At 63.7% G+C, this 25940-nt stretch carries 27 protein-coding genes; 10 read left to right on the top strand and 17 right to left on the bottom strand.

Translation table 11 applies throughout. The features are described from left to right. Positions 1-51: 51 nt before the first annotated feature. The 4 genes from DKB74_RS08950 to DKB74_RS08935 all read right to left on the bottom strand — a co-directional run bounded on the left by DKB74_RS08950 (position 52) and on the right by DKB74_RS08935 (position 2376). Positions 52-777, bottom strand: coding sequence for a TorF family putative porin (locus DKB74_RS08950; RefSeq protein ID WP_109807814.1), 726 nt, complete (start codon positions 775-777; stop codon positions 52-54). A gap of 206 nt (positions 778-983) precedes the next feature. Then, positions 984-1448: a RidA family protein gene (locus DKB74_RS08945; RefSeq protein WP_109808243.1), complete on the bottom strand. Its 465-nt coding sequence runs from the start codon at positions 1446-1448 to the stop codon at positions 984-986. A gap of 32 nt (positions 1449-1480) precedes the next feature. Continuing rightward, the gene (locus DKB74_RS08940) at positions 1481-2119 is read right to left on the bottom strand and encodes a hypothetical protein (protein ID WP_109807813.1); all 639 of its coding nucleotides are present in this window, start codon (positions 2117-2119) and stop codon (positions 1481-1483) included. Beyond that, positions 2116-2376, bottom strand: a complete 261-nt coding sequence (locus tag DKB74_RS08935; RefSeq protein ID WP_338062887.1) for a DUF3572 family protein — start codon at positions 2374-2376, stop codon at positions 2116-2118. Before DKB74_RS08935 ends, DKB74_RS08940 begins: the two co-directional genes overlap by 4 nt. A 48-nt stretch (positions 2377-2424) precedes the next feature. Here DKB74_RS08935 and DKB74_RS08930 point away from each other — a divergent pair, with 48 nt between their 5' ends. Further along, complete coding sequence (locus tag DKB74_RS08930) at positions 2425-2787, top strand: response regulator (RefSeq protein ID WP_109808242.1); 363 nt, start codon at positions 2425-2427, stop codon at positions 2785-2787. A 55-nt stretch (positions 2788-2842) separates the two neighbouring features. Here DKB74_RS08930 and DKB74_RS08925 read toward each other — a convergent pair whose 3' ends face one another. Together DKB74_RS08925 and glpX are read right to left on the bottom strand one after the other, a co-directional pair. Continuing rightward, the gene (locus DKB74_RS08925) at positions 2843-3580 is read right to left on the bottom strand and encodes a CPBP family intramembrane glutamic endopeptidase (protein WP_109807811.1); all 738 of its coding nucleotides are present in this window, start codon (positions 3578-3580) and stop codon (positions 2843-2845) included. Continuing rightward, the gene (glpX, locus tag DKB74_RS08920) at positions 3577-4542 is read right to left on the bottom strand and encodes a class II fructose-bisphosphatase (protein ID WP_109807810.1); all 966 of its coding nucleotides are present in this window, start codon (positions 4540-4542) and stop codon (positions 3577-3579) included. Before glpX ends, DKB74_RS08925 begins: the two co-directional genes overlap by 4 nt. Positions 4543-4676: 134 nt before the next feature. Between glpX and DKB74_RS08915 the strand changes: the two genes are divergently transcribed. Then, entirely contained in the window at positions 4677-5069 is a 393-nt protein-coding gene (locus tag DKB74_RS08915) for a hypothetical protein (protein ID WP_109807809.1), read from the top strand. On the opposite strand, the gene DKB74_RS08910 is transcribed toward DKB74_RS08915, so the two are convergent. From DKB74_RS08910 to DKB74_RS08900, 3 genes are all read right to left on the bottom strand, one after another. Further along, entirely contained in the window at positions 5066-6358 is a 1293-nt protein-coding gene (locus tag DKB74_RS08910; protein WP_109807808.1) for a homoserine dehydrogenase, read from the bottom strand. The two genes, DKB74_RS08915 and DKB74_RS08910, sit on opposite strands and share 4 nt — an antisense overlap. Positions 6359-6448: 90 nt before the next feature. Continuing rightward, complete coding sequence (locus tag DKB74_RS08905; protein WP_109807807.1) at positions 6449-7396, bottom strand: isopenicillin N synthase family dioxygenase; 948 nt, start codon at positions 7394-7396, stop codon at positions 6449-6451. 68 nt (positions 7397-7464) lie between these two features. Continuing rightward, positions 7465-7974 (bottom strand): hypothetical protein, encoded by a 510-nt coding sequence (locus DKB74_RS08900; RefSeq protein WP_145960937.1) that lies wholly within the window; start codon positions 7972-7974, stop codon positions 7465-7467. A 121-nt stretch (positions 7975-8095) separates the two neighbouring features. Between DKB74_RS08900 and DKB74_RS08895 the strand changes: the two genes are divergently transcribed. The 6 genes from DKB74_RS08895 (at position 8096) to DKB74_RS08870 (ending at position 11955) form a co-directional block, all read left to right on the top strand. Further along, entirely contained in the window at positions 8096-9328 is a 1233-nt protein-coding gene (locus DKB74_RS08895; protein ID WP_239987440.1) for a multidrug effflux MFS transporter, read from the top strand. A 101-nt stretch (positions 9329-9429) separates the two neighbouring features. Then, positions 9430-9687, top strand: coding sequence for a DNA primase (locus tag DKB74_RS18990; RefSeq protein WP_239987439.1), 258 nt, complete (start codon positions 9430-9432; stop codon positions 9685-9687). Positions 9688-9753: 66 nt separating this feature from the next. Continuing rightward, positions 9754-10344 (top strand): YdeI/OmpD-associated family protein, encoded by a 591-nt coding sequence (locus DKB74_RS08885; RefSeq protein WP_109807805.1) that lies wholly within the window; start codon positions 9754-9756, stop codon positions 10342-10344. Positions 10345-10436: 92 nt separating this feature from the next. Then, positions 10437-10850 carry an ExbD/TolR family protein gene (locus DKB74_RS08880; RefSeq protein WP_109807804.1) on the top strand — a complete coding sequence of 138 codons (414 nt, stop codon included), beginning with the start codon at positions 10437-10439 and terminating at the stop codon, positions 10848-10850. Between the two features lie 60 nt (positions 10851-10910). Beyond that, positions 10911-11513 carry a hypothetical protein gene (locus DKB74_RS08875; protein ID WP_109807803.1) on the top strand — a complete coding sequence of 201 codons (603 nt, stop codon included), beginning with the start codon at positions 10911-10913 and terminating at the stop codon, positions 11511-11513. 46 nt (positions 11514-11559) lie between these two features. Beyond that, positions 11560-11955 carry an acyl-CoA thioesterase gene (locus DKB74_RS08870; RefSeq protein WP_109807802.1) on the top strand — a complete coding sequence of 132 codons (396 nt, stop codon included), beginning with the start codon at positions 11560-11562 and terminating at the stop codon, positions 11953-11955. 35 nt (positions 11956-11990) lie between these two features. Here DKB74_RS08870 and ppc read toward each other — a convergent pair whose 3' ends face one another. Further along, positions 11991-14666 (bottom strand): phosphoenolpyruvate carboxylase, encoded by a 2676-nt coding sequence (gene ppc, locus DKB74_RS08865; RefSeq protein ID WP_109808240.1) that lies wholly within the window; start codon positions 14664-14666, stop codon positions 11991-11993. Between the two features lie 67 nt (positions 14667-14733). After that, positions 14734-15735 carry a L,D-transpeptidase gene (locus DKB74_RS08860; RefSeq protein WP_239987438.1) on the bottom strand — a complete coding sequence of 334 codons (1002 nt, stop codon included), beginning with the start codon at positions 15733-15735 and terminating at the stop codon, positions 14734-14736. 159 nt (positions 15736-15894) lie between these two features. Between DKB74_RS08860 and DKB74_RS08855 the strand changes: the two genes are divergently transcribed. After that, a complete protein-coding gene (locus DKB74_RS08855) occupies positions 15895-16605 on the top strand; it encodes a VV20781 family protein (protein WP_109807800.1) in 711 nt (236 codons plus the stop codon). A 6-nt stretch (positions 16606-16611) separates the two neighbouring features. On the opposite strand, the gene DKB74_RS08850 is transcribed toward DKB74_RS08855, so the two are convergent. The 3 genes from DKB74_RS08850 to gyrB form a co-directional block, all read right to left on the bottom strand. Beyond that, complete coding sequence (locus DKB74_RS08850; protein WP_109808239.1) at positions 16612-17019, bottom strand: septal ring lytic transglycosylase RlpA family protein; 408 nt, start codon at positions 17017-17019, stop codon at positions 16612-16614. Positions 17020-17090: 71 nt separating this feature from the next. After that, complete coding sequence (locus DKB74_RS08845) at positions 17091-17546, bottom strand: hypothetical protein (RefSeq protein WP_109807799.1); 456 nt, start codon at positions 17544-17546, stop codon at positions 17091-17093. Positions 17547-17570: 24 nt separating this feature from the next. Next, positions 17571-20087, bottom strand: a complete 2517-nt coding sequence (gene gyrB / locus DKB74_RS08840) for a DNA topoisomerase (ATP-hydrolyzing) subunit B (protein ID WP_109808238.1) — start codon at positions 20085-20087, stop codon at positions 17571-17573. A gap of 138 nt (positions 20088-20225) precedes the next feature. On the opposite strand from gyrB, the gene DKB74_RS08835 reads away from it, so the two are divergent. Continuing rightward, positions 20226-20753 carry an ankyrin repeat domain-containing protein gene (locus DKB74_RS08835; protein WP_109807798.1) on the top strand — a complete coding sequence of 176 codons (528 nt, stop codon included), beginning with the start codon at positions 20226-20228 and terminating at the stop codon, positions 20751-20753. Between the two features lie 2 nt (positions 20754-20755). Here the strand turns inward: DKB74_RS08835 and DKB74_RS08830 are convergent, their stop codons facing one another. The 3 genes from DKB74_RS08830 to DKB74_RS08820 all read right to left on the bottom strand — a co-directional run bounded on the left by DKB74_RS08830 (position 20756) and on the right by DKB74_RS08820 (position 25763). Then, entirely contained in the window at positions 20756-21145 is a 390-nt protein-coding gene (locus DKB74_RS08830) for an MAPEG family protein (RefSeq protein WP_109807797.1), read from the bottom strand. A gap of 348 nt (positions 21146-21493) precedes the next feature. Then, positions 21494-23101, bottom strand: coding sequence for a bifunctional GNAT family N-acetyltransferase/carbon-nitrogen hydrolase family protein (locus tag DKB74_RS08825; protein ID WP_109807796.1), 1608 nt, complete (start codon positions 23099-23101; stop codon positions 21494-21496). 349 nt (positions 23102-23450) lie between these two features. Beyond that, entirely contained in the window at positions 23451-25763 is a 2313-nt protein-coding gene (locus tag DKB74_RS08820) for a S9 family peptidase (RefSeq protein ID WP_109807795.1), read from the bottom strand. Between the last annotated feature and the right edge of the window lie 177 nt (positions 25764-25940).

Genomic DNA, 25940 nt, shown 5'->3' with positions numbered 1-25940 from the left:
ACGCCCCGCGCGATACCCCCATATCGCGCGGGGCGCTTCCTGTGGCGCTGCTTAGAAAGCTGCGCCGAGCGAGAAGACGACAGTTGCGTCCGAGCCTACCGCATTGGCGAAGCTCGGGGCGCCGGTCGATTCGTCGGTGTCGATATAGGCGACACCGAAAGTGAGCGCGCCATAGCTGGCCGAAGCGCCGATCGAGTAATCGAACACCTTGCCGTCGCCTTCGAAACCGCCAAGGAAGCTGTCGCTCTTGGCATAGCCGACATGGCCCGACACGGTGATCGGCGTAGTCGGAACGCCGACATCGAGATCCGCCGACAGATAGATCGCGCTATCGTCGCCGAGCGCATCCTGACCCGACGGGGCCCAGGCGATGCCGGCGGTCAGCGAAGCCGGGCCGAGATCGCCCGAAAGCTTGAAATAGGGCTCGAGGATCGTCGAGTTGCTCGCGCCCGGATAGAGATAGGCGGTCGCGCCGACATCGACGCCGACGCCGCTGACGGTCGTCGAATAGCCGCCATAGATGTCGAGTTCGGTGCCGTTGTTAAATCCGATGCCCGAACCCCAGGTGCCCAGGTAAAAGCCTTCGGCATCGACCTGGAACCAGCCCTGAACGGTGGCTTCTTCATTGGTCTGCGAAAAACCGCGGAAGCGATAGTCGCTGACAACGTCGGCGCCGCCCGAAACGGCGATCGGCGAAGGAGGTGCGGTGTCCTGAGCGAAAGCCGGAGTGGCTCCAAGCAGCATCGCCGCTGAGATAAGAATATGGGAAGTGCGCATCGTAACCCTTTCATTTGCGGTGCAACATTCCGCCCTGCGTCGCCTGTTCAGCGTCTGCTACCTAAAAGGTGCGCGCCATTGCTTGGCTGACGACAGAAGATTGCCGAAAGGACTGTTCACGCACAACTTACTTTGCAGGTGCGAAGGCGATTGCTGCTAAACTGTTGCGCTGCAGCAACAGAATTGTGGCGCCCGGTCGGCGACCGTTATCGCACCGCCACAATTGCGTCTATTTCCACCGCCGCGCCGAGTGGCAGTACCGCAACGCCCACGGCGCTGCGGGCATGACGCCCGGATTCGCCGAACAAGGCTTCCATCAGCTGCGATGCGCCGTTGGCGACCCTGGGCTGATCGGTGAAGCCGGGGGCGCTGTTCACGAACACGCCGAGCTTGACGATTTGTGCGACGCGGGAAAGATCGCCGTCGAGCGCACGCTTGACCTGGGCCACGATCATCAACGCACAGGCGCGCGCGGCTTCCTCGCCATAGCCAAGGTCACGGTCTTCACCGAGCCGCCCGGTCATCACTTCGCCCTCTTTGAAGGGAAGCTGACCGGAAATGTGCAGCATCCCGCCGGCTTCGACGACGGGAAGATAGGCGGCGACCGGCGCTGCGGCCTGGGGGAGGGTGAGGCCGAGCTCGGCCAGCTTCGCATCGATGCTTTCAGTCATGCTGCCGCTCTGCATCCGGCACGGGCCGGCGGTCAAGCGCGGGTCGGCACCGGCGCCGGCCCGCCGGAGGCGAAGCGGCCGGCAATCCACTCCTTGGCCTCAAGCCAGTCGTCGATCCGCGCATGCGCGGCGGGTGCAGGGGGCACATGCGGGGCAAGGGCGGGCTCGGCGATCATGTGCAGTCGATGCACCCCGGGCGCATGGCCGGCGACCGATTGATGATGGACGGCAAGATCGTCGACGAACACCGTTACCGGATTGCCATGTTCGGCGACGAGCCGCGCCACCGGGCCGCCCTTGCCCCCCTGATTGCATTCGACCCGGTGGACGATGCCATGCGATGCGAGCTGTGCGATGCGATGTTCGCGGCAATGGTCGCGCAAATTGGTGAGAATGACGATCTCGGCGACCTGCGAGAGCTCCGCCAATGCTTCGCGAACGTGCGGCACCGCCGTCTGGCGATGCATCTGATCGGGAAAGAAGCCGTCGAGGATCGCAGGCATTTCCTCGCTCGCGACGAAATTTCCGTCGGCGCGGCGGCGCATCGACCGGGCGAAATCGCCGCCTGCGAGCGAAAATTCGATGTCATGGGCTTCGTCCAGCCACACGCTGAAATGCCGCACCATATGCAGCAGCACTTCGTCGCAGTCACAAATCAGCAGCGGCTTCACATCGCCTCCAGTATCGCATGCGCCCGGACCAGTTCCGCAGGCGCCATGTCCAGCGCGTCGGCGCAGCTGATCAGATCGGGCTCATGCGCTTCGAGAAACGCCAGCAGCGCTGCCAATATCGTCGGATCGTCGGCGCCGCGCCGCAGCGCAGCAGGGTCGAGTCCGGTCGTGCCGAGCAGCCGTTCGCATCGCGGGCCGTCGCCGACCACCCAGGCAAGCGCGCGCAATGCGACGATCATCGCGTCATCATTTGTCACCGCGGCGCCCATCGCCTAGAGAATGTCGAAACTTCATGGATGACCCGCGTGGCAAAAAGGGTGCTCGTTGTCGAGGACAACGAACTCAATCTCAAGCTGTTCTGCGATCTGCTGCGCGCGCATGAATATGTCGCGGAGCCGGTCAGCGACGGTCGCGAAGCGGTCGATCGCGCGCGCGCCTTTGCGCCCGATCTGGTGGTCATGGACATTCAGATGCCGCATGTGAACGGCGTCGACCTGATCCGCGAGATGAAGGGTGACGGCGCGCTGAAGGCGATTCCGGTGATGGCAGTGACTGCCTATGCCGGGCATGAGGACGAGGAACGCATCCGTGGCGCGGGCGCCAATGCGTTCGTCACCAAGCCGATCTCGCTTGCGCGCTTTATCGAGGAAGTACGCGGGCTGCTCTAGGTCATGAACGCGTCTCGACAGCGCCGTTTATGGGTTCACGACCTGGGCCCGGCGTTTATTGCCGCGCGGCGGCGCGCTGGCGAATGAATCGTGTGATCGTGGGGCGCAGAACCAGCGCATTCAGGTCGAGCGCCACATGAATGGCGATTACCAGCCACAGGCTGCCGCTGATCAGATAGACGATCGTCAGCACCGCTCCGACTATCCCCGTCACCACGATGCCGACAAAACCCTGATAGGCATGGGCAAGCGCGAAGAGCAGCCCCGCCAGCACGAAGGCAAGGATCGCGCCGGTGCCGACCGCCATGAACAGAAGCGGCAGATAGAGCCGGAAGAATATCTCTTCGCTGACACCGGCATTGATCGACAGCAGCGCGGTGCAGCGGGTTTCGCCGCCATTGCGCGGCATCATCGATTCAACGCCGCTTGCCAGCCCGGTCGCTTCCGGCCGCCGCGCGGCGAGCGCCCCGCCCAGGATGCCGCCGCCGAGCAACGCGCCGATCACTGCCCCGCCGATGAACCCGATGCTGTCGCTTTCGATATCGAACATGGGGATGGCGGCTGTGAAATCGGCGGGGAACACCCACAAATTGTCCAGCCGGCCCAGTATCGCGAGCCCCGCCGCGCCCATGCCGACGAACAGCAGGAAATATTTGAGCGTCCACCAGAGAATCATGCGCTGGCGCCGATGGGTATATTCCATCAGCTGAAAGCGGCGGAACTCATCGAAGTCGGCGATGACCGCCCATGCCAGCGCAAGCAGCGCAATCGCGAGAAGCGCGACGGGAATCAAAGCCGATGTTCGCCCTTTACCCAGCGTACCGTGCCCGAACTGGCGCGCATCACGACGCTTTCGGTCGTCATCTTGCCGCCGAACCGCTTGACCCCGTCGAGCAGCGACCCGTCGGTCACGCCGGTCGCGGCAAAGATGCAGTCACCCTTGGCCAGATCGTCGAGCGCATAGATGCGATCGAGATCCTCGATGCCCCATTTGCGGGCACGCGCGCGCTCGTCCTCGTTGCGGAACAGCAATTTGCCCTGGAACTGGCCACCGACACAGCGCAGCGCGGCACAGGCGAGCACGCCCTCCGGCGCGCCGCCCGAACCCATATAGATGTCGATCGTCGTTTCGGGATCGGTCGTCGCGATCACGCCGGCGACGTCGCCATCGGGGATCAGCATTACGCCGCAACCGCATTCGCGCAGCTCGGCGATCAGCTTTTCGTGGCGCGGGCGATCGAGCACACAGGCGATGATTTCGTTGGGCTTGCAGCCCTTGGCCCTGGCGAGCGATTCGATATTCTCCCGCGGGCTCTTGCGCAGGTCGATCGTGCCTTCGGGATAACCCGGCCCGATCGCGATCTTTTCCATATAGACGTCGGGCGCGTTGAGCAGGCAGCCTTCCTCGGCCGCGGCGAGCACCGCCAGCGCATTGGGACCGGCCTTGGCCGTGATGGTGGTGCCTTCCAGCGGATCGAGCGCGATATCGATTTTCGGCCCCTTGCCCGGCGCGCCACCGACCTTTTCGCCGATATAGAGCATCGGCGCCTCGTCGCGCTCGCCTTCGCCGATTACGACCGTGCCGTCGATATAGAGCGTGTCGAAAGCCTGACGCATCGCTTCGACGGCCGCATGGTCCGCCGCCTTTTCGTCGCCCCGTCCGATCAGCGAGGATGCGGCGATCGCCGCGGCCTCGGTAACCCGGACCATTTCAAGGACGAGTACGCGGTCAAGAACATTGCTGGCCGTCTGCATCGGATGCTGCCCCCCAAGGAATTTCTGCTGCGGCGATAGGGGAGCGCGGCGCGGGGGGCAACTCCGACCCGCCTGATGGTCAAAATTTCGCCACGCGCATCGGATCAGTTGCGGCAAACGGCTGGAGGCGTGCCATGCTTGCGATGTTGTTGTTGCCGGGACTGACGCTGCTTCAGGATGCCGGACCGATCCGGCAGGACGCGCCGGTCGAACCGCGTTCGCCGGCCGAGCAGGCGATGGCGACTTATCGCGATCGCACGCAATTTGCGGTGCGGTGCGGAGCGCCGCGCGACGATGGCGAAATCGTGGTGTGCAGCCGCCGTGACGCCGATCAGTGGCGTGTGCCGTTCGTATCCGCCTGGTCGGCGGAAAATTCGGCTCCGGTGCGTGAGGCGGAGCTGACCAAGGACTATTCGCTGATGGATTGCGGCTATCGCGCCACTTTCTATCATTGCGGCTCGGTCGGCGTGTCGGTGACGGTCGGCGCCGACGGATCCACGATGGTCCGGCGGCCGATCGCGCCCTAGCTCCCCAGAATATGCATCCACATCGGTTCGCCGACCAGACTCGGCGAGCCGCGCAGCTTTTCCAGCGCCGCGGCAACGCAGCGTTCGGGGCCTTCATGCGTGACGATCGCGACGAGCACGCTGCCGTCCGCCATCGCGCCGCGCTGCATCAGGCTTTCGATCGAAACGCCCGCGTCGCGCATTGCTGCGGCGATTTCGGCGAGCACGCCGACCTTGTCCGCTACGGTAAAGCGCAGATAGTCGCGCCCGCGCCGTTCGCCGGTGTCGGCCGGCGCCATAGCGGCGAGCGAATCGACCGGCATCGCATAGGGCGGGCCGAATTCACCGCGCGCAATGTCGATCAGATCGGCGACGACGGCGCTGGCCGTCGGACCATCGCCCGCGCCTGCGCCCTGGAACAGCAGGCGGCCGACATAATTGCCTTCGGCGACCACGGCATTGGTCGATCCGGTGACATGCGCCAGCGGATGATCGAGCGGCACCAGATAGGGATGGACGCGCTGGAACAGCTTTTCACCCGACGCATCGGCAATGCCGAGCAGGCGAACGCGATAGCCCAGCGAGGCCGCTTCGGCGATGTCGGCGGCGATGACGTGACGGACGCCCGTGGTCGCCACGTCGGCGAAGGCGGGCTGTGCGCCAAAGGCGAGGCTGGCGAGAATCGAAAGCTTGTGTGCGGCATCGACGCCGTCAATGTCGAAACCGGGATCCGCTTCGGCATAGCCCAGCGCCTGCGCCTCGCTCAGAATATCGTCGAAATCGCGCCCCTCGGCTTCCATCTTCGACAGGATGAAATTGCAGGTGCCGTTGAGAATGCCATAGACGCGGCTGATCACATTGGCCGCCGCGCCTTCGCGCAGCCCCTTGATGACCGGAATGCCGCCCGCGACCGCGGCTTCATATTTGAGCGCGACGCCTGCGGTTTCCGCCGCGCCGGCGAGCTCGAGCCCATGATGCGCAATCATCGCCTTGTTGGCTGTGACGAAATTCTTGCCCGCGCCCAGCGCCGCCCGGGCAAGCGCCAGCGCGGGGCCGTCCGAACCGCCGACCAGTTCGACCACGACATCGGCCCTGGCATGGCGCGCCAGTTCGGCCGGATCGTCGATCCAGTCGAAGCGCGAAATGTCGATGCCGCGATCCTTGTTGCGATCGCGCGCGGACACGGCGACGACTTCGATCGGCCGCCCGGCCCGCCGCGCAATCAGCTCGCCATTGGTTTCGAGCAGGCGGACGACGCCCGCGCCCACGGTTCCCAATCCAGCAAGTGCAACGCGCAACGGTTCGGTCATCGGCCAGCCTTCTTCAATAGGACGGCGAGCCGGTTAGGCGGGCAGGCTGCGCATTGCAAACCTTGCGTGGTTGGCGGCGGCAAAGATCGACTATTTCGTGAGGCCGATCTCGCGCAGCCTTTCCATCAGATAGTCATGCGAGGAAATCGGCGGGTCGCGCAGCGGATTTTCTTCCGAAACGCATTGCGGCAGCGCGGTCAGCATGAAATCGGGCGCCGGATGCAGGAAAAACGGCATCGAATAGCGCGAATGACCGCGCCGTTCGGGCGCCGGATTGACGACCCGGTGCGTGGTCGAGGGCAGCACATGGTTGGTCAGCCGCTGCAGCATGTCGCCGACATTGACGACCATCGCGCCTTCGGGCGGCTTGATCGGCAGCCATTTGCCATCCCGGTCGAGCAGTTCGAGGCCCGCCTCCTCGGCGCCGAGCAGCAGGGTGATGAGGTTGATATCCTCATGTGCACCGGCGCGCACTTCGGGCGCATCGGCGGGCACCGGGGGATAATGGAGCAGCCGCATCACGCTGTTGCCATCCTTCACTGCCGGGTCGAACCAGTCGGGGGCCAGGCCCAGATAGCGGGCGATCGCCGACAACAGCCGGTCGCCGGCGCGATCGAATGCCGCAAACATTTCCAGAAACGTCTCGCGAAACCCTTCGGGCCGGTCGGGCCAGACATTGGGCGGCATGACATCGGAGAAACGATGGCCTTGCGGAAGTTGGCGGCCGATATGCCAGAATTCCTTCAGGTCGACATGGCTCGCGCCCTTGGCGATTTCGGTCTTGTACGGCGTATAGCCGCGCGCGCCGCCCTGACCTTCGATGAAATAGCTGCGCTTTTCCGCCTCGGGCAGGTCGAAGAACGCCTTGGTCGTCGCCCAGGCGCGGTCGATCAGTTCCTGGGGAACGCCATGATCGCGGATCATGGCGAATCCGAACCGTTTGAACGAATCGCCGAACGCCTGTGCGAATCCGTCGGGATCGCTTTCGGCCTGGGCAAGGCTGACGAGAGGGACTTGGGCGAGCGGGGTATCCAACATAGATGCGACTCCAACGGGGAGACTTGTAAAAGCCGGAGGATACCCCGCCGCGCCATCCCGCCACAAGATCACTTGCCGATCGTGATTTTCCCCTGGGTCTTGTCGCTGCCATCGGCGGTCAGGTTCAGCGTGAAGGGATCGCCATCCTCGGTCGCGCCGGTGAAGCCGGTGCGGGTTTCGCTGAACTGGAAATCCTTGTCCTCGAACTTGTCGCGGAACCACGCGACCACCTTGTCGCGTGCGGCAGGGCTTTCGAATTCCACCACCACGCGGCCATGATCGTCGCCATCGCGCTCATCGGACTGAACGCCGAAATGCGTGATCGCCGTGTCGGGATATAGTTTGACGCCGTCGAGATCGAAATCGTCGGATTTCATGCGGAAGCCGGGAATGGCAACCGTGCCTTCGAAGCCCGGCACCTTGATCCCGACCTTGCCCCCGTCGCCGGTGATGGTCGTGTTGCCGTTTTCCGACCGTGCGGAAATCGAGAAGGTGGTGGCGTTTCCGCTCTCCGTGTCGTCGGTGCCGCAGGCGGCGAGCGGCAGAAGGAGAAGCAAGGGCGCGGTGTATCGAATCATCTGAAGCGTCTCCATGCTGTATTATTTGCGCAACACACTAAGAGAGTCGAGGTTGCGCGTCAAGGAAAGAGGGGTGACGGATCGCCTTCCATCGGCCATGGCCACCGCCATGGATCAACCGTTGGAACACAGGATCCGCGATCGGCAGTCCGATGGCGCCCCGCTGCGCTTCGGCGAATTCGTCGCGCTGATCGCGATGATGATGGCGCTCACGGCGCTGGGAATCGATTCGATGCTGCCGGCGCTCCCCGCGATCGGGGAAAGCCTCGACGTGGCGGGCGAGAATGAGCGCCAGTTCGTCATCACGACATTCCTGATCGGCTATTCGTTCGCGCATCTGGTCTATGGCCCTTTGTCCGATCGCTTCGGGCGCAAGCCGGTGCTGGCGGTCGGGCTGCTCGGCTATGCAATCGGCAATGTCGTGGTCGCGCTTTCGACCAGCTTCACGATGCTGCTGATCGCGCGCTTTGCCAGCGGGGCGGCGGTGGCGGCCGCCCGCGTGGTGACCGTCGCGATGGTACGCGACTGTTATTCTGGGCGGGCGATGGCGCGGGTAATGAGCCTTGCCTTCATTCTGTTCATGGCGACGCCGGTGATCGCGCCCAGCTTTGGCCAGGCGGTGCTGTCGCTGATCGGCGGATGGCGGCTGATCTTCGTCGGCGTGACGCTGATCTCACTGATCGCGTTCGGCTGGTTCGTGCTGCGCATGCCCGAAACCCATCCGCCGGAGGCGCGCGCGCGGCTCGATTTCGCGACGCTGCGGTATCGTTATGGGCTGGTGATGCGCGACCGGCTGGCGGTCGGCTATACGATTGCCGCGACTGCGATGACCGGCGGTCTGTTCGGCTTTATCGGTTCGATCCAGCAGATCATGGCGGATGTGTTCGATCGTCCGACGCTGCTCGCGGTCGTGTTCGCGGCAGTGGCGGGCACGATGTCGGTCGCGTCCTTCGTCAATGCACGGATCGTCATGCGGGTGGGCACCCGGCGCATTTCGCACTGGGCGCTGGCGGCGATGATCCTGATTGCCGGACTGCACCTGCTGCTCGCAGTGATCGGGCATGAAAGCCTGTGGTCCTTTGTCCTGCTGCAGGCGCTGATGATGGCGTGCTTCGGCCTCGCCAACGCCAATTTCTCGGCAATGGCGATGGAGAATATGGGTGCCATTGCCGGGACGGCGTCGAGTTTTCAGGGATTTGTCATGACGCTGGGCGGGGCGCTGGGCGGGGCGGCGATCGGCCAGGCGTATAACGGGACCACGGTGCCGCTCTATACGGGCTTTTTCCTGCTGGGCCTTGTCGCGATGCTCGCCATTGCGATCGCCGAAAAGGGACGGATGTTCCGGCCGAGCTGACCGGCGGTTCGTCGCATTTTGCGGGAACGCGACTCGCACCTGCTCCGTTCGAATGCTGCCGGTGCGTTTTGGCGCCGGCGGCACAGGAAGCGAGGATTGCGATGGGCGGTCACCAGATACCCGGGCGCGGCACCGGCGACGACGGCTATGACGAAGACGGCTATGACGAAAGCCAGCGCGCCGAATTGATCGAAACGACGCGCGGCGGCCCCAATGACGGGGCGATCCAGACCGACATGGATCCCGATTATGGCGAAGACATCGAAGGCGAGGCCGACGATGCCACCGGCGGGCTGATCGACGGCGACATCAGCGAAGCCGAACTGGAAGAAGGGGGCGAAACCACGCCCGAAGCCTAGACTTCCAGGCCTTCTTGACCCGACACGCCATCGGATCCAGCATCGCGTCCCTTCGGAGGGAACGCCATGCCGATCGATGCGCGCGTCGATGCCTATATCGCCAGACAAGCGGATTTTGCGCAGCCGATCCTGCGCGAGATCCGCGCGCGGGTTCATGCCGCCTGTCCCGATGTCGGCGAAGCCATGAAATGGAGCATGCCCTTCTTTGTCCTTCGCGGGCGGCCGCTGGCGAACATGGCGGGTTTCAAGGCGCATGCGAGTTTCGGATTCTGGGCACGCGACGCGATGGCCACCGGCAAGGAAGGCGATGCGATGGGGCAGTTCGGTCGCCTGACCAGCATCGCCGATCTGCCGCCGGAACGCGAATTTGCCGCGCTGATTCGCCAGGCTGCGGCGCATGTCGAAGCGGGGCCGGCCCAGCGCGCCGGCAAGGTCGCCAGGCCCGAAGCCGAAATACCGCCCGACCTTGCCGAGGCATTGGCGGGCGACGCAGCCGCGGCCGCCACCTTCAGGGGCTTTCCGCCGGGCGCTCGCCGCGAATATTGCGAATGGATCGCCGATGCAAAGCGCCCCGCCACGCGCAAAAAAAGGCTGGCCGACACGATTGCCTGGCTGCGCGAGGGCAAAAGACGCAATTGGAAATACGAAAATTGCTGATTTTCCTTGGGCGATAGCTGCTGTGCGAAGCGCCATTGTCGCCGGGTCTGCTTGTGTTATGGTATAACATCTAAAATCACGGGAGAGAAACGATGGCCAAAGCGATTGCCCTGCGTGAACCCGAGCCGATGTCGGCGATCAACATTACGCCGCTGATCGATGTGATGCTGGTGCTGCTGATCATGATGATCCTCACCATTCCCATTGCCACCCACAAGATTGCAGTGGATTTGCCGCAGGGCCCGGCGACGAACCCGGTGGAAGCGCCGCCGCATCAGCTGGCGATCGACAATTCGGGCCGGCTCTTCTGGGATGCCGCGCCGGTCAGCGACGCTGCACTGCCGGGGCTGCTTGCGCAGGCCCAGCGGGATCAGCCCGACATGGTGCTGCATATGCGGACCGATCCGGACGCGTCCTATGACCGGTTTGCGCATGTCCTGGCGGTGGTGAAGCGTTCGGGCGTCACGCGGCTGGGCTTTCAGGGCAACCGACCGCTGGCGCTGTAAGGCGGAACGGATCGGCGAACGCCCGCGTTCGATGCGAATCAATCACCAACCGGGTTTTGCATGCGCAGCTTTCTTGTCGTTCCGCTGATCCTTCTTGCCGCCTGTTCGCAACAGCCCGGCAATGAACCCGACAATGCCGAGGTCGATCCGGTCATCGTCAACGCCGGAACGCCGGTCGGCCCGGCCGCATCGCCCGCGGCCATGGCCACGCCCAGGCCGGGCGAAACGGGCGCGCAGGCCGAAACCGGCGCTTCCGCCGCCGTGGCGGTGCTCGATCAATATTTCCGCGCGCTGTCGCATGGCGATTACCATGCGGCATGGGTGTTGTGGGACGATAGCGGCGCGCGTTCGGGGATGAGCGCGGAGGATTTCGCTGCGTCCTTCTACAAATATCGCAGCTATTCCGCCGAAATCGGCGCGCCGGGCCGCATCGATGCGGGGGCGGGCAATCGCTATGTCACTATCCCGGTGGTGGTGACTGGAACGTTGAAGGATGGCGGGCGAGAATTTCGGCTCGAAGGCCCGGTGACGCTGCACCGCAACGCCGATGTCCCCGGCACGACGGCAGAGGATCGCAGCTGGCGCATCTGGTCGAGCGATCTCGACGCCCGGCCCGCCGAAACGCCTGCCGTTGCGGAAATTCTCGGCAACGCCGCGAACTAGGCCGTGACGGCTCCCCGGGCGCGGCATGCTTTGCTATGGGCCGGATATGCCGCGTTTCACCATGACCATCACTGCCGGGCCGGACGACATTGACGAGCTGGGGCACGTCAACAACGCGGTCTGGGTGAAGTGGATTCAGGATGTCGCCGTCGCGCATTGGGATGCCGTCGCGCCCGCCGAGCATCGCGCCGCCTATATCTGGGTCGTGACGCGTCACGAGATCGATTATCGCGGCAATGTGAAGGCAGGAGAGAGCGTCATTGCCGAGACCTGGGTCGAGGAAGCTCCGCGCGGCGCACGATTCGACCGGCACATGCGCTTTACCGGCGCGGATGGGCGCGTGCGGGTGGAAGCCAAAACGACCTGGGCATTGCTCGACCGCGAAAGCGGGCGGCTGATGCGGGTGCGCGACGATATCGCGGCACCCTTCCTCACCCAATAAGGGCAGATGAGGGGGCGCCGTGATCCGGCGCGCCCTCAGCCGCTGTTGCGCAGTGCCGTTGCGATCGCGTTGATCGACAGCAATATGCCTTCGCCGATCCGCGAATCCGCTTCGCCCGCGCGATGGCGCTTGAGCAATTCGATCTGCAGCAGATTGAGCGGTTCGATATAGGGCAGCCGCAACAGGATCGAGGTTTCGAGCCGGGGGTGTTTTTCCAGCAACCGCGTCTGATCGGTGATCGCCAGCAGCCCGTCATGCGTCGCCTGCCACCCGCTCCGGATCCGTCCGAAAATCTCCTCCGCCATCGCGCGATCCTCGACCAGACCGGCATAGCGTTCGGCGATGTTCATGTCGGACTTGGCGAGCACCTGTTCCATATTGTCGAGCGTTGCGGCGAACAGCGGCCAGCCGGCCGCCATTTCGCGCAGCAGCCCCTTGTCCGGGAACGCCTCGATCGCCTGACCCACGCCATACCAACCGGGCAGCATCACCCGCGCCTGCGCCCAGCTGAACACCCAGGGAATCGCACGCAAATCCTCGATCGCGTCGGATTTTTTGCGGCTGGCGGGGCGTGATCCGATCTTGAGCCCGGAGATTTCGCTGATCGGCGTCATCTGGCGGAAGAAGGTCTTGAACCCTTCGGTTTCATAGACGAGCCCGCGATAGGCGTGGAAAGCGGTGTCCGAGAGCTGGTCCATCGCCGCCGAAAACCGCTCATAATCGGGCAGGCTCAGCTTTTCCGGCTCCAGACTGGCGAGCAAGGTCGCCGACGTCATCGTTTCCAGATTCGCCGCCGCGCTTTCGCGCGTGCCATATTTGGCAGCGATCACTTCGCCCTGTTCGGTGATGCGGATGCGGCCCTGCACCGTGCCGGGCGGCTGGGCGCGGATCGCCGAGAAGGCGGAGCCGCCGCCGCGCCCGACCGCGCCGCCGCGCCCGTGGAAAAGCTGCATCGAAACGCCGGCTTTTTCGAACACCGGGGCAAGTGCCGTCGATCCGCGCGAAAGCTGCCAGGTCGACGTCAGATAGCCGCCGTCCTTGTTCGAATCGGAATAGCCGATCATCACTTCCTGATGGTTGCGCGCGGCATTGATCGCCTGCACTTCGGGAAGGCCGAACCACCGCTCCATGATGGCAGGTGCGGCTTCCAGATCGGCGACGGTTTCGAACAGCGGCACCGCCATGACATGCGCCTGCGGCGCTTCGCCGGGGATATAGAGTCCGGCTTCCTTGAGCAGGATATGCACTTCGAGCAGGTCGGAAACCGATTCCGACATCGACACGATATAGTTGGTGATGCAGCCGCGGCCATATTTGCGGTGGCTCGCCGCCGCTTCGCGCACGATGGAGAGTTCCGACGCCGTCTCGTCCGAATATTCGGCATAGGGGCTGGTTAGGAGCCGGGGGCTGGCGAGCTCGCGCCGCAGGATCGCGACGCGCGCGTCTTCGTCGAGCGCGAGATAATCCGCCTCGACATTCGCCCGCGCGAGCAATTCGGCGACGACACGTTCATGCACGGCACTGTTCTGGCGCATGTCGAGCGTGGCGAGATGAAAGCCGAAGGTTTCGACAGACCGGATCAGCCGACCAAGCTTGCCGCCCGAGGACAGGCTGCCGCCGCCCTGTTCGGCGAGCGCATGTGCGATCGCGGTCAGGTCGTCGCGCAATTCGCCCGGCGTGGCATAGGCTTCGCCGCGCAATGCCGAGGGCAGCGGCGGCTCTTTGCCGACCAGTTTCTCATGCGTGGCGGAAAGCCGGGCATAAATACCCGACAGCGCGCGACGATAGGGTTCGTCGGCACGGCTGGGCGCGGTGTCGCCGCTCGCTTCGGCCAGTTGCGTCACGGCCGGGTCGACGGGCGCATAATGCGAGGAGATCGACAGCTCGGCGCCGAGCACATGGACCGATTCTAGATAATGGACGAGCACCGTTTCGCAGGCGCGGGCCAGCGCGTTGCGCATCGATTCGGCAGTGACGAACGGATTGCCGTCGCGATCGCCGCCGATCCAGCTGCCCGGACGCAGGAAGCTGGGCGTGCGTTCGCCGAGCGCGCGATCCCAGCGGGCATAGAGCGCGGGCAGCGCCGGCAGGAACACGTCGCGCAGATAGGAAAGCGCGGTTTCGACTTCGTCGGCGACGCCCAGCTTTTCACGGCGGAGCACGCGCGTCTGCCACAGCAGGGCGATCTGGCGCAGGATCGCTTCGTCGATCCTGTCGCCATCAGGCGTCTCTTCAAGCCCGCGATCCTTGAGCGCCATCAGCTCGGCGATCCGGTTCTTGTGGTCGATCATCGACTTGCGGCGCACTTCGGTCGGGTGCGCGGTCAGCACCGGCACGATCAGCGCATGATCGAGCAGCGCCATCACCTTCTTGCGATCGATGCCATGCGATGCGAGCTTTTCGATCGCGCTGTCGAAATCGGCATCATCCTCGATGCTCAGCCCCTGCCGATCCTCGGCAAGGTTGGCGAGCATCGAAAACAGCATGAAGCCGCGCGTGAAATCGAGCGTTTCGTCGAGCGACAGCCGGTCGAGTCCGGGGTCGAGCGTGTCCGAATCGGCAACGCCGCGATGCCGGTCGACCGATGTCGCGCGAATATATTCGATCCGCTTGAACAGCGGCTCCCCGCCATAGCCGCGAATCACATCGCCGAGCAGGCGACCCAGAAAACGGATGTCGGGATTGTTCGCGATGGGGGGACGTGCAGCCATGGTATCTTGCTGCATTGCAAAAACTCCCGGGTCAATGCCACCAGTGTCATCTACCGGAAAAGGCGACTTAGCTGGTGGACGTGGCGTCATCCTCGATCACGGTCATCGGCGTGCCCGTGCTGCCGCGCGTCAGCGAATCGGGCATCACCACCACGGTCGTTCCCGGAACGGCGACGGTGCCCACGGCACGACGAAAATCGTCCGAAACCTGAAATCGTTCCCCCTCCTCTGCGCTGGCGGCAAGCGAGAGATCGGGTTCGTCGCCGGGAAGCGGTACGCGCAGCCAGTGATAGCCCGAGGCGTCGATCGACTGGAGCGTATAGGCTCGCACCCGCTCGACCGGTTCGGCGATCGTAACCGGCGCCGATCCGATTTCGACGCCGTTGCGCAGGACGATCACGCGCCGGTCGGCGGCGCTGACGACGATCGAGACCGGGCCGCTGGGCGAAAGATCGGGCTGCCACACGCTGTCCGCCGTCGCCGCCGCCGCCGCGCCATCGGCCAGGCCGGCCTGCTGGAGCAATGCCCCCGCCGGGGCAAGCCGTGGCATCTCGTCGCGATTGGTGATGACGACTGTCATGCCCAGCCCGGTTTCGGCGAACAGCAGCCGGGCGAAATCATGCGGCAGGCGGATACAGCCGTGCGAAGCGGGATAGCCCGGCAGGTTGCCGCCATGGAGCGCGATGCCGCCCCAGGTCAGCCGCTGCATATAGGGCATCGGCGCATTGTTATAGGTGCTCGAAAAATGGCGGACGCGCTTTTGCAGGATCGTGAACACGCCCACTGGCGTGCGATGACCGGCGCGTCCCGTCGAGACGGTCGACACGCCCACCGGCACGCCGTTGCGATAGACGACGAGGCGCTGAGTCGAGAGATTGACGACGACGAGCAGCGGCCCTTCGGGGGCGAGCTGCGGCGCCCAGAGGAAATCGCCCGGCGCAAGCCGTTCCACGGCATCGATCACCGATCCCGGGGTCAGCGGCTGCATCTGCGCGATCGAGGCGGCGCTGAGCATCGCTATCCCCGCCGCCAGGGCCATTACGCGTTTGCGGCCGCCTAAGATCCGCATCGAACCTCCCTTTTCGATGTGACGTCATGCCGTCCCGAAACGGGATTAGCATGGTGGCACGGTTTTTTCCACGGTCGGACAAGTCCGGTTCAGCTAGGCCGAAGCAAGGAAGCAAGCGCCTTGTTTCGCCATGGAAACGGGCCGGGAGGAGCGTTTGAGATGAAACGGATGTCGGGGCCGGCCATCGCCGGCCTGTTGCTTGGCGGATGCGGTGCCATCGGTTCGGCACATATGGTGATTCCGTCGGATCTGGCTGCGGCACCGCCGATCCGGATCGGGAGTATCGGCCATGGCAATCGCGGAGACTTTCGCGTCACCGAATATGCGGGCAGCTATACCCGATCCGAGGAGCGGCTGGCATTTTTCGACACGGTCGAGCAGCGTTCGGGCCATACCGACTTCACGCTGCAGGGTCCGGCAGGTCCGCCGATCGAAGCGGAATGCCGGATGCGCGAACGCAATGTCCAGATCGGCATTGTCGGCTTTACGCCGCAGCGCATGGCCTATCGCTGCGCGTTCGGCGGCGGAAACCTGCTGCCGATCCGATTCGAACTGCAGGAGGCGCGACAGCCGGTCGAGACGCTGAAGCGCGAACGGCGGGGCGAGATCCTGTTCGGCGACACGCGGCTGACGATCCGCTCGGCGCACCGGTTGCAAGGCACGGTGATCGATACGCCGGCGCCGATCGGCTATATTTTCGAACGCGACGGGCGTGTGGTGGCGGCATTGGACCTTAACGGGGCTGCGGTAATCCGGCTTGCCGACCAAGGGGATGGCGAATTGCGCAAGGCGGTGTTGACGGCGTCGGTTGCGCTTGCGCTGTTCCGCGATCCTGCCAATTCCAGCCTCGGCGAACTGGGCGACGATTAGCCGGGATCAGCGACCGGCAATGTCGCGGTCGCCGAGTACCTGAAGTCGCACTGGCGCGATGCCGCGGCGAAGGATACCCAGCTGGGCGGCCGCAGCACGCGACAAGTCGATCACGCGGCCGGGACGGAACGGGCCGCGATCGTTGATCCGCACGACAACGCTGCGCCCGGTTGCCGGATCGGTGACGCGCACCACGGTGCCGAACGGCAGCGTGCGATGCGCGGCGGTCATTTTCGACGGATCGAACAGCTCGCCGCTGGCGGTCGGGCGCCCGGCATATTCGTCGGCATAATAGCTCGCGACGCCATCGACCACGGCATAGGACGCGCTGTTCGGCGCGGAGGATATGGCCGACCCGCCACATGCCGACACGGCAAAGGCCGGCAGCATTAACACCGCAAGACGCCACTTCATGACCATATGTCCGAACACCGACATGGGGCGTATTTACCACGATGTTCTTGCCAAAGCGTGAAAGTTTCAGCCTAGTCGAACCAGTCCTTGCTGTGTTCGTCCATGTTGAAGTTCTGAAGCCGCCAGCCCTCAGCCGTATTCACATAGTTAAAGATCCACCGCGTGACGCCTCTTTGCTGCTGGAGCAGATAGACGTCGCGTCGCGCAAGGGTTCCCAACATGCGCGAGTCCACGCGTTCCCAGCGAACCAGCTTTCCATAGCCGGTCTCAAAGGTGCGAAGCGGGTCGAGGCCGCCGTCAACCAGGGATTCGGCGTTCGATTCGGCGCCGAATGGAGCGACGAACATCGCCAGCATCACCTTGCCGGCATGATCGATGCCGTTTTCTTTCCAGTCGCCGAAAAACCGGTCAGGAAAGGTGTCGGCGGCATTCGGTTCCGATCGCTGTGCCGTTGCGCCGCCATCCTGGGGCGCAGGCGCCATCGGATCATGGGCTGCAAGCATCAGCAGCAATGCCAGTATCGACATGACTCGCCCCCCAATCGATCGGAATTACACGTCCAGATTGGCGACGCTCAGCGCATTCTCCTGAATGAACTCGCGGCGCGGTTCGACGACATCGCCCATCAGGCGCGTGAAGATCTCGTCTGCGACATCGGCCTGATCGATCGCGACCCTCAGCATCGAGCGGTTGGTCGGATCGAGCGTGGTTTCCCACAGCTGTTCGGCATTCATTTCGCCCAGACCCTTGTAGCGCTGCACCGACAGCCCCTTGCGGCCTGACGCCAGGATCGCATCGAGCAGCTGGCTGGGGCGCGAAACCAGCGTCTCGCCCTTGCCGGCGGTGACGGGGATTTCCTCGCCCTCGGCGACTTCCTCTACCTCATCGGCGGCATTGGCGTTCCGGGCAGGCACCAGCTTGGCGACGCCGGCATAGCTTTCGGCCTGTTCCTGCGACAGCGTGTGCAGCTTGCGCGCTTCGGCCGAAGCCAGGAAGCTCGCTTCGATGATGTGGTGATCGGTCACGCCGCGCCAGATTCGCTGGAAATGCAGGCTGCCGGCCTCGGTCAGATCCGCTGCCCAGCGTGCATCCTCGTCGGTGCGGTCGAGCGCGGCGGCGATTTTTTCCAGTCGCCGGGTACGTTCCTCGCGCGAGATTTCGGGATCGAGCACGCCGCCCATCGCCAGCTCTTCGATGATCGCCGCATCATAGCGACGCGGAACATAGCGCATCAGCGTGCGCATGCGCCGGGCATGTTCGACCAGCTGGAGCAGGTCGCTGCCCGAGCGCGGGCCGCCCAGAGAGGCTTCGAGGATCGAATTGGCGATGCCATGTTCGACCAGATACTGGTCCATCGCCGCATCGTCCTTCAGATAGACTTCGGAGCGACCGCGCGACGCCTTATAGAGTGGCGGCTGAGCGATATAGAGATGGCCCGAAGTGATGATTTCCGGCATCTGGCGATAGAAGAATGTGAGCAGCAGCGTGCGGATATGCGCGCCGTCGACATCGGCGTCGGTCATGATCACGATCTTGTGATAGCGCAGCTTTTCGATGTTGAAATCGTCGCGGCCGATGCCGGTGCCCATCGCCTGAATCAGCGTGCCGATTTCCTTTGATCCGAGCATGCGATCGAAGCGCGCGCGTTCGACGTTCAGGATCTTGCCGCGCAACGGCAGGATCGCCTGGAAATGCCGGTCGCGGCCCTGCTTGGCCGAACCGCCGGCCGAGTCACCTTCGACAAGGAACAATTCGCATTTGCTGGGATCGCGCTCCTGACAATCGGCGAGCTTGCCGGGCAGGCTGGCGATATCCATCACGCCCTTGCGACGGGTGAGTTCGCGTGCCTTTTTCGCGGCTTCGCGCGCGGCGGCGGCGTCGATCACCTTCTGGATGATCATCCGCGCTTCAGCGGGATTTTCCTCGAGCCATTCGGTCATTTTTTCCGACATCAGGCTTTCGAGCGGCTGGCGCACTTCGCTGCTGACCAGCTTGTCCTTGGTCTGCGAACTGAATTTGGGATCGGGCAGCTTGACCGACACGATCGCGGTCAGCCCTTCGCGCATGTCATCGCCGGTAAGCGTGACCTTTTCCTTCTTCAGCATGCCCGACTTGTCGGCATAGCTGTTGATCGTGCGGGTCAGCGCGGCGCGGAACGCGGCCAGATGCGTGCCGCCGTCGCGCTGCGGGATGTTGTTGGTGAAGCAGAGGACGTTTTCGTAATAGCTGTCGTTCCATTCGAGCGCGACGTCGATGCCGATATCGTCCTTGTCGCCAACCACTGCGATCGGTTCGGGAATCAGCGCGGTCTTGTTGCGATCGAGATAGCGGACGAACGCGGCAATGCCGCCTTCATAATAAAGTTCGACTTCGGCCACATCCTCATGCCGGCGGTCGCGCAGGAAAATGCGCACGCCCGAATTGAGGAAGGCGAGCTCGCGATAGCGATGCGTCAACTTCTCGAAATCGAATTCGGTGATCTTGAACGTCGCCGGGCTGGGCAGGAACGTGACGCGGGTGCCCTTTTTGGGATTGCCGTTGGCATCGGTGGCTTGGCCGATCACTTTCAGCGGCGCTTCGGCATCGCCGTGGCGGAAGCGCATATAATGCTCTTCCCCGTCGCGCCAGATATTGAGGTCGAGCCATTCGGACAGCGCGTTGACCACCGAAACGCCGACGCCGTGCAGGCCGCCCGACACCTTGTACGCATTGCCTTCGGTCGTATTCTCGAACTTACCGCCTGCGTGCAGCTGAGTCATGATGACTTCGGCGGCCGACACGCCTTCTTCCTTGTGGATGTCGGTGGGAATGCCGCGGCCATTATCCTCTACCGACACCGAACCATCGGCGTTGAGTTCGATCAGCACGCGGTCGCAATGGCCCGCCAGCGCTTCGTCGATCGCGTTATCGGAAACCTCGAACACCATATGGTGGAGGCCCGAACCATCGTCGGTGTCGCCGATATACATGCCGGGGCGTTTGCGCACCGCATCGAGGCCCTTGAGGACCTTGATCGAGGATGCGCCATATTCATTGGGTTTGGGTGCGTCTGCAGGAGGAGTTGCCATAGCAATCATATAGGGATTGGCATTGGCGTAGGGAAGCAAAATGGCACGCCGGGCGCTCCCCGGCGGGGTGGCGTGCCCCGGCGGCGAATATCCCGGTGCCCGCTATCCCTTGCGAGTGATTCGCGATATTGGTGCGTCATGTCCGAGCTTGGAAAGCTTCACCCGCATACCAGTCCGGATCTCGCCCGGCGCTGGTTTCTCGCAGCAGGCGACGGCGATGCCGACGCGCTGACCGCGTTGTTGCATGCGGGCGCGGATATCGAGGCGCGCGACGGGCGCGGCTATACCGCGCTGATCCTGGCGAGCTACAACGGCCATGAAGCGGCGACGCGCGTGCTGCTGGCTGCCGGGGCGCAGCTTGACAGCGGCGATGGCGAAAGCGGCAACACCGCGCTGATGGGCGTGGCGTTCAAGGGCGAGATCGAAATCGCCCGGCTGCTGATCGAAGCCGGCGCCGACGTCAACGCCCGCAACCGGATGGGACAGACGGCGCTGATGACCGCCGCGATGTTCGATCGCAAGGGGCTGGCCGATCTGTTGCTGCGCCACGGCGCGGACCCGACGGTGGAGGATCATGACGGCAACAGCGCGATGTCGCTTGCCGTCATGCACGGCAATATCGCGATGGCCGAACGCATGGCATCGGCCCCGCCGGGCGGCATCTGAATTCAGACGGCGTTGCTGGCATAGGCGAGCAGGCCGAATGCGGGAAGCGCAGTCGCGGCATGCGTCGCCAGCATGCCCCCGGCGCGCAGCGGCAGATTGCGCGTCAGCATCCCCGCGACATGCGCCGCCCGCCCGCAAACCAGCAGCGCGGCGGTGATCCACAGCAGCTCGCTTGCCGGGCCCTGCGCCTCGAACAGCGCGAGCAGCACCAGCGGGATCGGTACCGTTTCGATGAAATTGGCATGGGTGCGAATGCGGCGGGAAAGCAGCGGGCTGTCGCCTTCGCCCAGATCGATTCCGGTCGATCGCCGCCCGAAGCTGACGAACATGCTGAGCGTGACGAGGCCGAGCCCCAGCAACGCGGCGGTAAGTGACGTGATCGGCCAGGCCATGGCGTATCCCCCCGAAAACCGGCGGCATCAGAATATATCAGCCAATGCCGGTTGCAAGCGGCAAGCGAGCTAGGTCGTGAACCCATAAACGGAACCGCCGAGGTGCCGGAATGGCGAACATATCGGGCCAAAGTGGCCGCCGGGAGGGCTGGGCGCCCTTCCAAGGCCGCTTTGGGCCGAGATGGAAGCCATTCCGACGTCCCCGAAGGGATTTGACCAAAATGGCCCAGCGCGGCGTCGGCAGACCTCGAAATATCGCCATATTCCTGCGGCCTGCCTCCTTGCGCTGAGCCATTTTGCCTCAAACCTCGACGGCGCCGTTTATGAGTTCACGACCTAGTGCGGCGATCATCCGCCGCCCGGCCCATGCTGCCCCATCGGATGGCCGCTTGGTTGTTGCTGCTCGCCGCGCGGGGCGCGATCCCAGTCGATGCGATACAGGTCGAACCGGCGATCGGTAAGGTTGCGCACCGTGCCCTCGGCCCGTGCCCAGGTAAGGTCGGCCAGATTGACGTCGGCAATCGTCAGCGTTTCGATATTCTCGCTCGATTCCGCCGCAATCCCGTCGCGCGCAAAGGGGAAGTCGCAGGGCGTGAGGATGCAGCTTTGCGCATATTGCACGTCCATATTCTCGACGCCGGGCAGGTTGCCGACATTGCCGCTCATCACCACGAAACACTGGTTTTCGACTGCCCGAGCCTGGGCGCAATAGCGCACGCGCATATAGCCCTGGCGATTGTCGGTGCAGAAGGGGATGAAGATGATCCGCGCCCCTTCGTCCACCAGCCGGCGGGCGAGTTCGGGGAATTCGCTGTCGTAACAGATCAGTACCCCGATCGGGCCGACATCGGTCTGGATCACATCGACGCTGTCGCCGCCCTTGATCTTCCACCAATAGGCTTCGTTGGGGGTAGGGTGGATCTTTTCCTGCACATGCACCGATCCGTCGCGCAGACAGACATAGGCGACGTTCTGAATCTCGCCATCGTCCATCCGCGTGGGGTGCGACCCGCCGATGATGTTGATGTTGTAGCTCAATGCCATTTTTGACAGCGCATCGACCAGCGGCCGGCGGTGCTGGGTCAGTTTCTCGATCGCCTCGGCGGGCGACATGTCGCGCCGCTCGAACGACAGCAGCGACAGCGTGAACAGTTCGGGAAAGACAATGAAGTCGCTTTGATATCCCGACGCCACATCGACGAAATATTCGACGTTGCGCAGAAATTCGTCGAAATCCTTCACTGCGCGCGCCTGAAGCTGGCACGTGGCGAGGCGGACGCTTTCGATGTCGCGCGGCACGCGATGCGCGGGCGGTTCGTCGGGATCGACATAGGGGTTGCGCCACACCATGTGCGCGGCGAACCCCATCGATTGCTTGTCCTCGTCCAGATAATCGCGCAGCACGCCGATCGGCGTGAAGCCGTTCGACAGCTGAAATCCGATCACCGGGTCGCGCAGCTTCCCCTCAACCACTTGCTGGAGATAATCGTCCGGCCCGTCGACCTTGCGCATGTGGCGGCGATAATTGGGCATGCGCCCGGCAAAGACGATGCCCTTGAGCTCGAGCCGCTCGCACAGGGCACGGCGCGCTTCGTAGAGGCGTTTGCCGATGCGCAGCCCGCGCTGTTTCGACGCGACGGCCATTTCAAAGCCATAGAGCCAGTCGCCGGTCGGATCATGGCGGCTGCCAAAGCCATTGCCCGAAATCGATTCCCAGTCATGCGGGGCGAGCGCGACTTCCTCGTCGATCCGGCTCGACGCGCAATAACCGACCACTTCGCCTTCATAAAGCGCGACGAACTGGCCGTCGGGGAAATTGTTGATCTGTCCCCGGATCATGCCCGCGGTATAGTTTTCGACGCCGGTATAGACATTGCCGATCAGCGTGAGGATGCCGGTAATGTCGGCGGGCGTGGCGGTGCGGACTTCCAGCTTGGCGGGCGAACGGCGGGACATATTGCTCCTTCAGCGTAACGATCGTGCCCTAGGAAGCCGCGAAGGCACAATTGGGTTCCCTTATTAAAAACCGCAGTTCCCCGTCCAAAGTTCGCACCGGTTCGCACGATCTTGCGCGCGTGCGGGCGCGCATGCACGCGCGCGGCGATTGCGCATGGCGAAGGGGTGGCACGGGAACGGGCCTGTAGGACAGGGATTTTTTGGGGCGCTGGCGACAGCTTTGCGCCCCTAACAAGAGCTTCCAACTCCCGTGCCGAATGCCCGACAGCGGCCGCGCATTCAGCCGGAAACGCCGCAGAGGCGCGTCAACGCTCCCCGAACCGGCAGCATGGTCGTGATTTGCGCGACGTCAGCCGCCGAATCCCGGATAGGCGATCCTGAACTCGTCCGGGGGCGTCGCTCCCATCAAATTCCTGACGAAATAGTCCCACCGACGCCGCATCATATAGCCGGACATGTCGCCATAGCCGTGATGCGCTCGCGGAAAGAGGATCAGATCGAAATCCTTGTTCGCCCTTTCCAGCGCATCGACCACCAGCAGCGTTGACGAGACGGGGACGTTGTCGTCGAGCATCCCGTGCACCAGGAGCAGCTTACCCTTCAGATTATGGGCAAAATCCGCGTTCGCCTGGGTGTCGTAATTCGACCGGTTCCCATCCGTTTCCAGCAACCCGAGATATTTCTCGTAATAATCATCCTCATAGTTGCGGTTGTCGTGGTTCCCGCTTTCGGCGATGCCGACCTTGAAGAAATCGGGAAAGCGGAACATCGCGGCCGCGGTCGCATTGCCGCCGCCCGAATGGCCCCAGATGCCGACACGATCGATGTCGATCCACGGATTGCGCGTGGCCAGATCCTGGATTCCGGTCATCTGGTCGGGGACGGCCTGGAGGCCCATGTTGCGATAGTAGAAGTCCTGAAAGGCCTTTGTCCGTCGCGGCGTTCCCATGCCGTCGATCTGCACGACGGCAAAGCCCAACTGCGCCAACGCATCCGAATCGCCGTGTGACGGGATAAACTGCCGGGTGGCAATCGTTCCCATGAACGGCCCCGGATAGACATAGTCGATGATCGGATATTTCTTCTGCGGATCGAAACCCGCCGGCTTGAAGAGCAGGCCATAGCACAGCGTCTTGCCGTCGCTGCACGTGACGGCAATGTTCTCCGGCGGCTGCCAGCCCGTCGCGCGCAATCGCGTCAGATCGCCCTTCGCCAGTTGCGCAACCACCGATCCATCGGCGCGGCGCAACACGGCGGTCTGCGCCTCTTGCGGCGTCGAATAGATGTCGACGAAGTAGCGCCCATCGCTTGACGCTATAGCGATATGGTCCTGCTTCTCGGGCGTCAGCAGCCGCGGTGCACCGCCGTTCAAATTGACCGCATAGATGCTTCGGTAATAGGGATCGACGCCGGGTTCCCGCCCGACACCGGCAATCAGCATCTTGCCCGTGCGCTCATCGATGAAGACGGGGTGGTCGACGTTCCAATGCCCCTGCGTCACCTGCCGCACGAGCCGGCCGGTGCCTGCGTCGTACAGATAGTAATGGCCCCAGTCGTCGCGCTGAGACCACCACAGGATCTGGCCGCGTTCCGACAGATAGCGCCAGTTGAACCCTTCGTCATTATACCCGCTGTCGAACCAGGTCGGTACGGTTTCGGTGAACACATCGCGGACCGCGCCGGTGTTCGCATCCGCGATGCGCATCGTCTCCACCTTGTGATCGCGGGAGGTCGACACGAACGCCAGCGTCTGACTGTCCTTTGCCCATTGCATGTCCTGCGGGCCATCGCCGCACACCACATCGTCGCACAGCGAGGACCGGTGCAGATCGGCCGGCATGTTCAAACGGGTCACCCGGGCATTGTCGACGTCGACGATGACACGCTGAATCTGAATGATCTCCTTGTCCCCGACGAACGGATATTTCCACGTATCCGTGCGGCCGTGGCCCACCTCGGTCGTCGTGGTCGAGAAGTCGGCGACTGCGCGCTGATCCTGCTGGAAGGTTGCCACCTTCCGGGAATCGGGTGACCAGATCACGATCGCCTGATCCGAATGTTTCCAGCCCGCATTATCCGTGGCGTAGCCGAAATTTTCGACACCATCGGTCGTCAGCTGCCGCTCCGCCCCGGTGCTGACGTCGCGGACCCACAGATTCCAGTCGCGTATGAAGACCGCGCGCGTACCGTCCGGGGAAAGCACCCCCGGACCTTCGCCAGGCTGCGCAGCCAGCTTCTGACAGCCATATGGTTGCGCCAGGCCACATTCATAGCGCTCGCCGCGAACCGTCACGATCGCGCTGTTCTTGTCGAAATCCGGCTCGAAGCCCGCAAAATACAGCCTCGTCGCGTCGCGTCCGCCCAGCCCGGCCGCGTTCAGCGATTCCAGCAACGCCGCCGTATCAAAGGCCGGTGCCTTGGTGCCGTTGGCTGCATCGCCCAGCATGATCGTCGGCACGCCATGGTCGGTGTCGACATACCAGAAGTGCCGCGCGTCGATCCATTGCGCCGAGCGTACCGCATGGTCGACCAGCGGCGCGGTCCACGGACCCAGCTGGTGCATGGCACGCGTATAATCGGCCGCCGTCACCGTCGGCGACTGTTGCGCGGCCGCCGTGCCGGCGATCATCGAAATCCAGAGGCAGCAAGCAAGCAAACGCATTGAGAGACTTTCCGAAAGAGAGGATTCGACCGTTCGCAGGAAGAATGGAAGAGGCGCCGTCATTCCAGTCGCTCACCCACTCGCATCTCCGTCGCAGCAGAAAAGGAACAAAGGGGTTTATGCCGACTGGTGGCGCCGGTCGCAACAGCCCCGATTCACGATGCGGAGTGTCGGTGC

This window comes from Stakelama portus (assembly GCF_003171655.1).
Taxonomy (GTDB): Bacteria; Pseudomonadota; Alphaproteobacteria; order Sphingomonadales; family Sphingomonadaceae; genus Sphingomonas; species Sphingomonas portus.
Note: the sequence above shows the minus strand (reverse complement) of the source record. Positions and strands in the feature narration are given on the sequence as shown.

What these genes read in the sequence shown, in the direction of transcription:
- DKB74_RS08905 (WP_109807807.1), bottom strand. Translation starts at nt 7,396, where the DNA reads ATGTTGGATACCCCGCTCGCCCAAGTCCCTCTCGTCAGCCTTGCCCAG.
- DKB74_RS08870 (WP_109807802.1), top strand. Translation starts at nt 11,560, where the DNA reads ATGCCGCGTTTCACCATGACCATCACTGCCGGGCCGGACGACATTGAC.
- DKB74_RS08850 (WP_109808239.1), bottom strand. Translation starts at nt 17,019, where the DNA reads ATGAAGTGGCGTCTTGCGGTGTTAATGCTGCCGGCCTTTGCCGTGTCG.
- DKB74_RS08910 (WP_109807808.1), bottom strand. Translation starts at nt 6,358, where the DNA reads ATGACCGAACCGTTGCGCGTTGCACTTGCTGGATTGGGAACCGTGGGC.
- glpX (WP_109807810.1), bottom strand. Translation starts at nt 4,542, where the DNA reads ATGCAGACGGCCAGCAATGTTCTTGACCGCGTACTCGTCCTTGAAATG.
- DKB74_RS08860 (WP_239987438.1), bottom strand. Translation starts at nt 15,735, where the DNA reads ATGCGGATCTTAGGCGGCCGCAAACGCGTAATGGCCCTGGCGGCGGGG.
- gyrB (WP_109808238.1), bottom strand. Translation starts at nt 20,087, where the DNA reads ATGGCAACTCCTCCTGCAGACGCACCCAAACCCAATGAATATGGCGCA.
- DKB74_RS08915 (WP_109807809.1), top strand. Translation starts at nt 4,677, where the DNA reads ATGCTTGCGATGTTGTTGTTGCCGGGACTGACGCTGCTTCAGGATGCC.
- DKB74_RS08835 (WP_109807798.1), top strand. Translation starts at nt 20,226, where the DNA reads ATGTCCGAGCTTGGAAAGCTTCACCCGCATACCAGTCCGGATCTCGCC.
- DKB74_RS08900 (WP_145960937.1), bottom strand. Translation starts at nt 7,974, where the DNA reads ATGATTCGATACACCGCGCCCTTGCTTCTCCTTCTGCCGCTCGCCGCC.
- DKB74_RS08845 (WP_109807799.1), bottom strand. Translation starts at nt 17,546, where the DNA reads ATGTCGATACTGGCATTGCTGCTGATGCTTGCAGCCCATGATCCGATG.
- DKB74_RS08825 (WP_109807796.1), bottom strand. Translation starts at nt 23,101, where the DNA reads ATGTCCCGCCGTTCGCCCGCCAAGCTGGAAGTCCGCACCGCCACGCCC.
- DKB74_RS08950 (WP_109807814.1), bottom strand. Translation starts at nt 777, where the DNA reads ATGCGCACTTCCCATATTCTTATCTCAGCGGCGATGCTGCTTGGAGCC.
- DKB74_RS08945 (WP_109808243.1), bottom strand. Translation starts at nt 1,448, where the DNA reads ATGACTGAAAGCATCGATGCGAAGCTGGCCGAGCTCGGCCTCACCCTC.
- DKB74_RS08880 (WP_109807804.1), top strand. Translation starts at nt 10,437, where the DNA reads ATGGCCAAAGCGATTGCCCTGCGTGAACCCGAGCCGATGTCGGCGATC.
- ppc (WP_109808240.1), bottom strand. Translation starts at nt 14,666, where the DNA reads ATGGCTGCACGTCCCCCCATCGCGAACAATCCCGACATCCGTTTTCTG.
- DKB74_RS08855 (WP_109807800.1), top strand. Translation starts at nt 15,895, where the DNA reads ATGAAACGGATGTCGGGGCCGGCCATCGCCGGCCTGTTGCTTGGCGGA.
- DKB74_RS08875 (WP_109807803.1), top strand. Translation starts at nt 10,911, where the DNA reads ATGCGCAGCTTTCTTGTCGTTCCGCTGATCCTTCTTGCCGCCTGTTCG.
- DKB74_RS08885 (WP_109807805.1), top strand. Translation starts at nt 9,754, where the DNA reads ATGCCGATCGATGCGCGCGTCGATGCCTATATCGCCAGACAAGCGGAT.
- DKB74_RS08820 (WP_109807795.1), bottom strand. Translation starts at nt 25,763, where the DNA reads ATGCGTTTGCTTGCTTGCTGCCTCTGGATTTCGATGATCGCCGGCACG.
- DKB74_RS18990 (WP_239987439.1), top strand. Translation starts at nt 9,430, where the DNA reads ATGGGCGGTCACCAGATACCCGGGCGCGGCACCGGCGACGACGGCTAT.
- DKB74_RS08830 (WP_109807797.1), bottom strand. Translation starts at nt 21,145, where the DNA reads ATGGCCTGGCCGATCACGTCACTTACCGCCGCGTTGCTGGGGCTCGGC.